12 protein-coding genes and 1 pseudogene are annotated in these 9,922 nt (G+C 70.0%); 8 read left to right on the forward strand and 5 right to left on the reverse strand.

What is annotated here, in order from left to right; all coding sequences use genetic code 11:
* Positions 1-430: 430 nt before the first annotated feature.
* Together ABTU92_RS14470 and ABTU92_RS14475 are read left to right on the forward strand one after the other, a co-directional pair.
* Positions 431-1,672 (forward strand): DUF3419 family protein, encoded by a 1,242-nt coding sequence (locus tag ABTU92_RS14470; RefSeq protein WP_408091790.1) that lies wholly within the window; start codon positions 431-433, stop codon positions 1,670-1,672.
* 1 nt (position 1,673) lies between these two features.
* Positions 1,674-2,360: a class I SAM-dependent methyltransferase gene (locus ABTU92_RS14475; RefSeq protein WP_408091768.1), complete on the forward strand. Its 687-nt coding sequence runs from the start codon at positions 1,674-1,676 to the stop codon at positions 2,358-2,360.
* Positions 2,361-2,477: 117 nt separating this feature from the next.
* Here the strand turns inward: ABTU92_RS14475 and ABTU92_RS14480 are convergent, their stop codons facing one another.
* Positions 2,478-2,867, reverse strand: a complete 390-nt coding sequence (locus ABTU92_RS14480; protein ID WP_408091770.1) for an H-NS family nucleoid-associated regulatory protein — start codon at positions 2,865-2,867, stop codon at positions 2,478-2,480.
* Positions 2,868-2,932: 65 nt separating this feature from the next.
* Here ABTU92_RS14480 and ABTU92_RS14485 point away from each other — a divergent pair, with 65 nt between their 5' ends.
* Together ABTU92_RS14485 and ABTU92_RS14490 are read left to right on the forward strand one after the other, a co-directional pair.
* On the forward strand, positions 2,933-3,103 hold the full coding sequence (locus ABTU92_RS14485) for a hypothetical protein (RefSeq protein WP_408091772.1): 171 nt from the start codon (positions 2,933-2,935) through the stop codon (positions 3,101-3,103).
* Between the two features lie 624 nt (positions 3,104-3,727).
* Positions 3,728-4,027, forward strand: a complete 300-nt coding sequence (locus tag ABTU92_RS14490) for an antibiotic biosynthesis monooxygenase family protein (protein WP_408091774.1) — start codon at positions 3,728-3,730, stop codon at positions 4,025-4,027.
* A 111-nt stretch (positions 4,028-4,138) separates the two neighbouring features.
* Here the strand turns inward: ABTU92_RS14490 and ABTU92_RS14495 are convergent, their stop codons facing one another.
* The 3 genes from ABTU92_RS14495 to ABTU92_RS14505 all read right to left on the reverse strand — a co-directional run bounded on the left by ABTU92_RS14495 (position 4,139) and on the right by ABTU92_RS14505 (position 6,174).
* On the reverse strand, positions 4,139-4,366 hold the full coding sequence (locus ABTU92_RS14495; RefSeq protein WP_408091776.1) for an FmdB family zinc ribbon protein: 228 nt from the start codon (positions 4,364-4,366) through the stop codon (positions 4,139-4,141).
* A 110-nt stretch (positions 4,367-4,476) separates the two neighbouring features.
* Positions 4,477-5,142: a GntR family transcriptional regulator gene (locus ABTU92_RS14500; RefSeq protein ID WP_408091778.1), complete on the reverse strand. Its 666-nt coding sequence runs from the start codon at positions 5,140-5,142 to the stop codon at positions 4,477-4,479.
* A 177-nt stretch (positions 5,143-5,319) separates the two neighbouring features.
* Positions 5,320-6,174 carry a polysaccharide deacetylase family protein gene (locus ABTU92_RS14505; protein ID WP_408091780.1) on the reverse strand — a complete coding sequence of 285 codons (855 nt, stop codon included), beginning with the start codon at positions 6,172-6,174 and terminating at the stop codon, positions 5,320-5,322.
* 204 nt (positions 6,175-6,378) lie between these two features.
* On the opposite strand from ABTU92_RS14505, the gene ABTU92_RS14510 reads away from it, so the two are divergent.
* The 3 genes from ABTU92_RS14510 to ABTU92_RS14520 are packed head-to-tail and all read left to right on the forward strand — an operon-like array spanning position 6,379 to position 8,717.
* Complete coding sequence (locus ABTU92_RS14510) at positions 6,379-7,461, forward strand: Bug family tripartite tricarboxylate transporter substrate binding protein (protein ID WP_408091782.1); 1,083 nt, start codon at positions 6,379-6,381, stop codon at positions 7,459-7,461.
* A gap of 3 nt (positions 7,462-7,464) precedes the next feature.
* Entirely contained in the window at positions 7,465-7,941 is a 477-nt protein-coding gene (locus ABTU92_RS14515) for a hypothetical protein (protein WP_408091784.1), read from the forward strand.
* A 59-nt stretch (positions 7,942-8,000) separates the two neighbouring features.
* Entirely contained in the window at positions 8,001-8,717 is a 717-nt protein-coding gene (locus tag ABTU92_RS14520; RefSeq protein WP_408091786.1) for a transporter substrate-binding domain-containing protein, read from the forward strand.
* A 252-nt stretch (positions 8,718-8,969) separates the two neighbouring features.
* Here the strand turns inward: ABTU92_RS14520 and ABTU92_RS14525 are convergent, their stop codons facing one another.
* On the reverse strand, positions 8,970-9,368 hold the full coding sequence (locus ABTU92_RS14525) for a PPOX class F420-dependent oxidoreductase (RefSeq protein ID WP_111355401.1): 399 nt from the start codon (positions 9,366-9,368) through the stop codon (positions 8,970-8,972).
* A 151-nt stretch (positions 9,369-9,519) separates the two neighbouring features.
* Between ABTU92_RS14525 and ABTU92_RS14530 the strand changes: the two are divergent.
* Positions 9,520-9,922: pseudogene (locus ABTU92_RS14530) on the forward strand (hypothetical protein); the annotation flags it as partial.

A 9,922-nucleotide genomic window follows, 5' to 3' on the forward strand; every position in this document is an offset into this window, starting at 1 on the left:
CGGACCAGGCTCGCGACAGGGGTCGCGTGCTGATGTCGGCTCGATCGTGGAACAGTCCGGCTTCGGTCTCGCCCGATGCCGGCTCGGGGGATCGCACCACCAGGGGCACAACCGAAACCGGCAACACAACTAATAGGAGATTAGCTTCCTAGTTGCAACCGTAGAATGCATTCTGCTCGATCACGACTTCGCGGGGCACCCGACGGCCTCTCGTCCGGCGCGCGCTCGCGTCGACCGAAAGGCCGTCGGACGCTGCGAAGATCGGATGCAGCGTGGGCTCGGGACGCCGTCCCCGTCCCCCGCCGCAGCGTCACACTGTCATGAAGGCGTCACCGGCTGCTCGATACACACGCCGGTGTTCGACCGCGTGCCGTTCGCGCGTGGTGACTTGGACGCATCCCTTTCATCGCAGTCATCGAGGCCCGGTGTGATCTCCTCGCCGTCGAAGGTCCGGTGCGGCGTCAGCGCCGCCGTCCGTCGCACTCCCGCCCTGTCGCGCCAGGGCCTTGCCGAAATCGTCTTCGCCTGGATGTTCCGGGGGCTCGTCTATCCTCAGATCTGGGAGGATCCGGCCGTCGACATGGAGGCCCTGCAGATCGGCCGCGACCATCACGTCGTGGCGATCGCCTCCGGTGGCTGCAACGTGCTCTCCTATCTGATCGCCGACCCGGCGCGAATCACCGCCGTCGACGTCAACACGGCGCATGTCGCGCTGGTGCGGCTGAAGCTCGCCGCCGCCCGACATCTGCCGTCGTGGCGCGCCTTCTACCGGTTCTTCGGCACGGCCGACGCGGCGGCGAACGTCGAGGCCTACTGGAACCACCTGGCGCCGCGGCTCGACGCCTCGACGCGCGCCTACTGGGAAGGGCGCGGCGCCTTCGGGCTCGGCCGGCGGCGGATCTCGCTGTTCGCCCGCAACGTCTACAAGCACGGCCTGCTCGGCCACTTCATCGGGCTCGGCCATGCGGTGGCGCGGCTCTACGGCGTCGATCTCCGCCGCGTGCTGGCGGCGCGCTCGCGTGAAGAACAGCTCGAGCTGTTCCAGACGCTGCTCGCCCCGCTGTTCGACAAGCGCTTCGTGCGCTGGGCGGTCGACCGCCCGGTCGCGCTCTACGGGCTCGGGATTCCGCCGGCCCAGTACGCGGCGCTCGCCTCGGCCGGCGGCGGCGACATGGCGGCGGTGCTGCGCAGCCGGGTCGAGCGGCTGACCTGCGGCTTCGATCTCGACGACAACTACTTCGCCTGGCAGGCCTTCGGCCGCCGCTACGGCGACGGCGAGCGCGATCCGGTGCCGCCCTATCTCAAACGCGACAACTTCGCCGCCGTGAGCGGCCGCGCGAGCCGCGTCGCCGTCGTCAACGCGGCGATGACCGAGCATCTCGCGGCGCAGCCGGCCCAGTCGGTCGACCGCTACGTGCTGCTCGATGCCCAGGACTGGATGACCGACGCCCAGCTCGACGCGCTGTGGGGCGAGATCACCCGCACGGCGAAGCCCGGCGCGCGGGTGATCTTCCGCACCGCCGCCGAGCCGAGCCTGCTGCCCGGTCGCCTGGACGACGCGATCCTCTCGCGCTGGCGCTACGAGGCGGACGCCTCGCGCGCCTTCACGGCGCGCGACCGCTCGGCCATCTACGGCGGCTTCCATCTCTACGTGCTGGACGACCGGGGCTGAGATGACGCACGCGATCGACGACCGCGGCGGCGATGCGGCGGCCGCCGACGCCACCGCGCGCATGAACCGGATGTACCGCCGCCAGCGGCACCTCTACGACCTCACGCGGAAATACTATCTGCTCGGTCGCGACGATCTGATCGAGCGGCTGACGCCGCGGCCGGGCGACCGCGTGCTGGAGATCGGCTGCGGCACCGGGCGCAATCTCGTGCGGGCGGCGCGACGCTGGCCACAGGCGCGTTTCTTCGGCGTCGACGTCTCGACCGAGATGCTGGCGAGCGCCGCGGAGGCGATCGCCCGCGCCGGCTTCGGCGGCCGGGTCGCGATCGCGCATGCCGATGCCGTCACGCTCGACCCGGCCGCGGTGTTCGGCGAGCCGCGGTTCGAGCGCGTCTATTTCTCCTACACGCTGTCGATGATTCCGGACTGGCACGGCGCGCTGGACCGGGCGCTCGGCCTGGTGGCCCCCGGCGGCGAAGTGCAGATCGTCGATTTCGGCGGTCAGGAGCGGCTGCCGGGCAGCTTTCGCACGGCGCTGCGGGCGTGGCTGGCGCTGTTTCACGTCACGCCGCGTGATCAGCTGGAAACGCGCCTCGCCGCCCGGGCGCAGGCGCTCGGGGCGGCATTGACGGTGGAGCGTCCCTACAGGGGCTACGCGCAGCGCGCCCGTTTGCGGATCGCCTGCTGACGGCGATGCTCGCGGACCGGGCCGTCCGGACGGCCGTGCATACGACCGTGGAGAAGCTGCCGCGGCGCCGCGGCGGGATCGCCGCTGCGCCCTGATCGCGACGAGGCTGCGCGCCGCTCAGCCGCGCTTGCGACGGCCACGGGCGGCGCCCTTGCGGGCCGGCTTCTCGGCGACCTCCTCGACCTCGGCCTCGTCGGCGCCCTCGATCGAGAACTCGTCGAGCGAGTGACCGTCGGCGAGCAGCGCCGCCAGCCACTTCGGATGCGCGCCACGGCCGGCCCAGGTCTCGCCGTTCGGACCGCGATACTTCGGCGCCACCTTGACGCCTTTCAGGGCGCTCGACCGACCGCCGGCCGAAGCGCCGCGGGCCGGACGGCCGCGCGCCGTCTCCAGCGCGCTGAGCTGCTTCTTCAGCTCGCGGCTCCGCTCCTCCAGGGTGTCGTCGATCTCGCCCCGCAAGGCGAGCAGCGCATCGACGTCCATGGCCTTGAGATTCACATTAGCCATTGTCCGACTCTCCTGAATGGAGGTGAAGTTTTCTTCCGAGGGTCGAGCTTGTGCCGGGCAACCTCGTGACGATCGATCTCGGCGCGATCGATCTCGGTCCGGTCGGCGAACAAACCGGTGGGCGGGATATGAATAAGGCTCTTCTCACGTGCATGACTGTATCGCAAGTGAAAAACTGTATTTGGCTAACCGCGGAAAAATTGCGCCGCGCGAATACATTTACTTTTGATTTGTAAAGACAGGGTCTCGCCCTGCGCCTATCGGCCGGCTGGGGCTCGATTTCGGTCCGAAGTGCCACCAAACAAACCTGATTGTATTAGAATTAGCCCCATCCGCAAGGAAAAACACGAGAGAAACGCTTCGGAAACCTCTTCGTCGAAAACACGGGAGCGGCGACTTTCCACATGTTTTCCCGACATTCGGAACAACATGCGAGAGTCCCGAGGTTGCGCACTTCGCAACTCGGCCGCACGAATCAGTGTCGTCGACAACCTTTTGTCGGATACCGGCCATCCGCCGGCGTGCAAGCCGATTCGGACACCGGAAGGAATCCGAGATCAAACGCTCGATCGCGGCGGATCGGACGGGCGACGCGAAGCCGGCTTTCTTCACGCAAAAGCCGGCCAGCGCAGCAAATTCCCCCTGCCGGAACTGTGGCTTTGGAGCGGCAGCACGGCCCGTAGCGACGAAGGGCCGACGCAAGGGTGCGGACAATTCCCTTGGCCGACGGCGCGGTGTCGAATCCGGTGGCACTGTCGCGCACGCAGGTCAGGCGAGCGGCGCCGGCCGTTGCGTGACCGGGCAGCTCCGACACATTATCCGGCCCGTCGTTTCCCCTTTTTCCGACCGCAGAGGCGTTCATGGTCCTGGAAATCGCGCAGATCGAGGTGAAGCCCGGCCTGGAGGCCGAGTTCGAGGCCGGGGTCGTGAAGGCGGTGCCGCTGTTCCGCCGGGCCAAGGGCTGCTCCGGCGTAACCCTGCAGAAGAGCCACGAGAAACCCTCGCGCTACCGCCTCTTCGTCAAATGGGAGACGTTGGAGAACCACACGGTCGACTTCCGCGGCTCGCCCGATTTCCAGGCCTGGCGCGACTGCGTCGGCCACACCTTCGCGGCGCCGCCCGAGGTCGAGCACGTCGTGCAGGTCGTCGACGGGTTCTGAAGCCGGGAGTCCGAGCGGGGCACGCGGCCGCTGCCGTCGGCCGGGCCGCGCGCCGAGACGCCGCCTCGTGCGGCGGCTGCCGGCCGATGGCCGACCGGCAGGCGGCGGCGGTCAGCCGCAGCCGCCCATGCCCATCGCCATGCCCGGACACTGGGCGCAGCCGCCGGGCGTGCAGGCCGGTTCCGCGTCCGCGCCGCCCTTCTGGGGCGAGGCGATCAGCGAGAGCTGCTGCTCGAGCGCGGTGCTGCCGCAGGCCGGGCACTCCGGCACCTCCGACGACCGCACCAGGGTCTGGAACATGTGGCCGCAGCCTTTGCATGCGAAGCCGTAGAGCGGCATGACGCCTCCGACGAAACAGAGCGAGTGCGGGAAGCGGGGGTGCCGGGTTCTTGCCTCACGCGGCGCGCGTGCGCAAGAGGCGGAGCGGGGCGCCGCCCCTCGGAACGCCCTCAGAGCGTGCCGGAGATGCCGAGATCGGCGAGCGTCTGGATCGTCAGGGCACGGGCCGTCGCGCGGGCGGCCGCGACGTCGCCTTCGCAGATCCGGTCGATCAGGGCGATGAGCAGGGCCCGGCTCTTGCGGCCCCGGCTGCGGGCGAACGCGGCGTTCACGTAGATCAGGGTCTGCTGCAGGGTCCGGTCCCAGATCTCTTGCATCACCCGGTTGCCGGCGGCGGCCAGCAGCCATTGCGACAGCTTGCCGCCGAACGCCGGATGGCCCGCATCGAGCTTGGTGAAGGCGGCGTCGATGCTGCGCTTCAGCTCGGCCGCGCCCGCGATGGTCTGGGGCGTCGGGCTGCGGGCGGCGAGCTCGACCGCGTATTCCAGGAGCGCGAGGCGCACTTGGAACAGCTCGATGATCTCCCGCTCGGAGAGGCGCTTCACCCGGACGCCCTGGAAAGGCGGGCGCTCGGCGAGGCCGTCCGCCACGACGGCCTGCAGAGCCTCGCGGATCGGGCCGTTGGAAAAGCCGAACTCTTCGCGGAGCTGCGCCTCGCGGATGCGCTCGCCGGGCGCGTAGACCCCCGTGATGATTCGCTCGCGCAGCACCTCGGCGAGCCACAGGCTGCGCGACGGCGGCGGCGGCTCCGCCGGGGGACGCTGCGTGGTTCGCACCGCGGGCTCGGGCCGCACCGACCCGCCGGCCACGGGCGCCGCCGTCCGCCCGCGTGCCGAAGCCGCAGGCCTGGTGCGTCGTCCCGGTTCCGTCATCGTCACGCTCTCCCCACCGAAGCGCCAGCGCTTACGCGGCGGCCGCAGCGATGACAAGCCGCGGCGGCCGACGCACCGGGCTCAGAAGAACCGGGCCTTGTAGGGATGCTCCGGCGCAGTTGCCGCCAGGGCCCAATCGGCCAGCTCCTCGTGCCGGGCGAACCAGACGTCCGGGAACTGCTGCATGTAGCGGACGATCTCCTCGAACACCGACATGATCATCGGCCTGCCGCCGAAGTGGCAGTGCAGGGTCAGCACCAGCATGGACATCGGCTCGGTGCGATACAGATAGTCGAACGTCCCCTTGTAGACGTCCCAGAGATCGCGCGGGCTGGAGCGCAGAACGCGGTTGTCGGTGAAGTCGCTGTTCGGCACCGCGGCGAGCACGCCGTTCGGCGTCTCGATCCGGTGCGGCAGGTCGATATAGGTGACGTCGGCGTGCCACTTCAGCTTCTCGGCGGCCAGGAAGCTGGTCGTGTGCTCGGTGAAGGCGAGCACCGAGGAGAGCCACCCGGTCGGCCGCTTGCCGGCCTTCTCCTCCAGAATGCCGAGGCAGCGCCCGATGGTCGCCCGCTCCTCCTCCGGCTCCATGTAGGCGAGCAGCGCGTCCTGGGTGTAGTTGTGACCGCCGACGTCGTGGCCGGAGCGGACGATCTGCGCCACCGTGTCGGGGAAGAGCTCGGCGCATCGTGCATTGGTGAAGAAGGTGCCGGGGATTTGCAGGCGGTCGAGCGTGCGCACGACGCGCCAGACGCCGACCCGTGTGCCGTAGGTGGACCAGGCACGACCGGCGAGATCGACGGTGCCTGGCTTGAGATGCGTGGTCTGCACCGAGTAGTTCGGCGCCTTTCCCTCGGCCCAGGTCTCGTACATCACCGTGACGGCGACGGCGACCCGCTTTCCGTTCGGCCACGTCGGCCCGTTCCCGCGCTCCACTGGACGATCCTCCCGTTACCGCCTCCGCCGTTGCTGCGGTGCCGTTTCGCCGATGCGCTTCGGCCATCTCGGTCCGGCGCGACGATGTCGACGGAGGGAATTGCGTCGCGGCCTCTGATTAATTATTAATAATACGCAAGTCAAGAACGAGCGGCACCCGCGCCGCACCCGAGGAAACGCGAAAACACAAGAGAGGAGCCGACCATGCGCCTGCTTCGGCAGCTCGCGACCATCGTCGCCGCGGCGACCGGACCCGCCGTGACCAGCACTGTGCTGACCAGCACTGTCGTGATCGGCACCGTCACGATCGGCACAGTCCTGGCGACGGTGTCCGGTCCGGCCGCGGCTCAGTCCGCGCTCCAGTCGACGGCGAAGGATGCCGCCCGAGACTCCTGGCCCGACCGTCCGATCCGTTTCCTGGTCACCTCGGCAGCGGGTGGCGGCATCGACCTGATGGCGCGCCTGCTGGCCGAAGGCCTGAGCAGCGAGCTGCCGCAGCGCGTGATCGTCGAGAACAACGGTTCCGCCGGCGGGCTGATCGCCACCCGCACGGTCGCCAAGGCGGAGCCCGACGGCTACACGTTCCTGTTCACGGGCCCCGGCATGGCGTCGCTGCCCTATGTCTACAAGACGCCGGGCTTCGACGTCCGGCGCGACTTCGAGAGCGTCTCGCTGGTCACGCGCTATCCGCTCGTGATGGTGACGACTCCGGACGTGCCGGCCAAGACGTTGCCCGAGTTCATCGCGCTGGTGAAGAAGAACCCCGGCAAGTACGCGTTCGGCTCGAGCGGCATCGGCGGCGCTTCGCACATTCCGCTCGAGGCGTTCAAGGCCAGTGCCGGACTCGACATGGTCCATGTGCCGTATCGCGGCAGCGGCCAGACGACGGCGGCGCTGCTCGGTGGCCAGATCCATCTCGTCATCGACGGGTTGGCGCCGCAGCTCCCCAACATCGAGGACGGCCGCGTGCGGGCGCTCGCCGTCACCACGACCGAACGCTCACCGAAGCGGCCGGACCTTCCGACCGTCGCGGAGACGTTGCCGGGCTTCGCCTTCCCCATGTGGGTCGCCGTCTTCGCGCCGGCCAAGACGCCCGCCGCCATCGTCGAGCGCATGTCAAAGGCGATCGCCGCGGCCGTGAAGTCGCCGGCCATCGCCAAACGTTTCGACGAGCTGGTGGTCGATCCGGTCGGCTCCTCGCCCAAGGAGCTCGACCGCTTCCTCGACGAGCAGCTCGCCTTCAACAAGGCGGCGATCGAGAAGGCCGGCATCAGCATCCAGGAGTGAGACATGTCCGCGGAACCGAACGGCGGGGGCGGGCGCGACCACGGCGCCCTCCTCCAGACGCTCACCGCCCTGGAGGTCGACTACTGGCACGAGGTCGATCTCCACCACGGCCGGGAGGGGCACGGCTTCTACGTGCCGGACGGCGTGTTCGTCATCGGCGAGACCCGGATGCAGGGCCACGAGGCGGTCCGCGGCTTCTATGCGTGGCGGGAGGCCCGCGGCGCCCGCACCGCCCGCCATGTCGTCACCAACTTCCGGATCGATCACGCTCGCGAGGATGAAGCGACGCTGCGTTGCATCCTGCTGCTCTATGCCGCCGACGGCGAGCCGGTGCTGCCCTCGCTGCCCGCCATCATGATCGCCGACGTGACGAGCATCTGCGTGCGCCAGGACGGCCGCTGGCTGTACCGCGCGCACGTGCTGACGCCGGTGTTCATGGGCGGCGTCGCGCCGACCATACCGCCGGCGGCGGAACCGTAGTATCGGTGCAGCCGGAGCCTCGGCCGGCGTCTCGGCCGCGGGCCAGGAGGGAGCTCCCGATGCAGGACGTGCTGAACGCGCTCGCGCCCAAGGGCCGCGTGCGCGCCGCCATCAACTTCGGCAACGCCGTGCTGGCCCAGCAGGACCCGGTGACGGGCGAGCCGCGCGGCACCCAGGCGGCGCTCGCCCGCGCGCTCGCCGAGCGGCTGGGCGTGCCGGTCGACTTCGCGACCTACAAGGCGGCCGGCAAGGTGTTCGAGGCGCTCGCCCGCGACGAATGGGACGTCGCCTTCATGGCGATCGACCCGGTGCGCGCCGCCGAGCTCGACTTCACGGCCCCCTATGTGCTGATCGAGGCCGGGTGCCTGGTGCCGGAGGGCTCGCCCCTGCAGGACGTCGGCGACGTCGACCGGCCGGGGGTGCGCATCGCCGGCGCCCGCGGCAGCGCCTACGAGCTGCATCTCACCCGCACCCTGAAGCAGGCCGAGCTGGTGCTCGCCCCGAGCGGGCCGGAGGCGCGGGCCCTGTTCGTCGACCAGGAGCTGGAGGCGGTCGCCGGGGTGCGCCAGGAGCTGGTGGCCTTCGCCGAATCGCATCCGGGTTACAGGGTCATGCCGGGCCGGTTCGTCGGCATCGAGCAGGCGATCGCCGTGCCCAAGGGCCGCGCCGCCGCGCTCGCCTTCCTGCAGGGCTTCATCGCCGAGATGAAGCGCAACGGCTTCGTCGCCCAGGCGCTCGCCGCCAGTGGCCAGTCGCCGAGCCTGGTGGCGCCGTGAGCGAGCCTGGTGGTGCCGTAAGATTGAAGTGACGGCCGCTACGAAGCCGTCATTCCGGGGCGCGGACCTCCGTCCAGGCCTCGCCGTCACCGTACCCGGCCTCGTGCCGAGCATCCACGCACGGCCGCTCTGATTTGGTCATTCCGGGGCGCCGCACAGCGGCGAACCCGGAATCCAGCGGCACGCTCGTCCGTCATGGTTGGATTCCGGGTTCGCGGACCTGCGGTCCGCGCCCCGGAATGACAAGCCGCCTCAGTTCATGCCCGAAGCCGAGGTCGGCTCGATGGCGATCGACAGGCGCTGCTCGCCCGGCTGGCGGTACGGATAGGTGTCGACGCCGAGATACTTCTTGGCGAGCGAATCGATATGAGCGTCGGCGCCGTCCTCGGTGACGCTACGCACCGTGCCGCGGATCTGCAGGTAGCGATAGGGATTGTCGGGGTCGATGATGGCGAGCGCCACCGGCCGCCCGGGCGTGAGCGTCTTGGCCTTCACGCGGCCCTTCGCCGTGTTCACCCGCACCACGCCGTCCGTGTAGTCGAACCACACCGGCGTCACCTGGGGCGAGCCGTCGGCCATCACGGTGGCGATGCTGGCGAAGGCCTTCTTGTCCTTCAAGAGATCGAGATAGGCGTCCGGAGGCGTGACCATCGAATGTCTCCCGGGGTCCTGACGGTGTCCTAGGCGCGCCGGCGCGCCGCCGGCACGGTGGTATATAGGGTGGGATGCACCGGCCGACAGGGTCGGGGAGCGCGCCGGCCCGCCCTTTCCCCGCCGCGCTCGCCGGCCCATATTGCGGCCCATGGCCAAGCCCCCCAAAGACCCCGCCCGCCCGACCCGGGCCAAGGCGTCCCGCGAGACCCTGCCGCCGATCGCGCCCGCCCTGGAGGCGCTGCTCAACCCCGGCATCGCCCGCGGCGAGGCCGGCCTCGGCTCGCAGACCGGGCGGGAGCCGCGCCCGCCGTCTTCCACCTCTCCCCTGCGGGGAGAGATCGCGCCGAAGGCGCGGGTGAGGGGGGCCCAACGCGAGTCATCAACCCCCTCACCCGCCGACGCTGCGCGTCGTCGGCCTCTCCCCCCCGGGGAGAGGCGATCCGAGCCCGAGGAACCGATCGAACACAGCGAGGCGGCCTCCCGCCTGCAGCCGCCGCCCGACAACTCGCGCGACCGTCGCGCCGACTTTTCCGCGGCCCACACGGCGCGGA

Origin of the sequence: Rhodoplanes sp. SY1 (assembly GCF_046000175.1) — a bacterium.
Taxonomy (GTDB): Bacteria; Pseudomonadota; Alphaproteobacteria; order Rhizobiales; family Xanthobacteraceae; genus Rhodoplanes.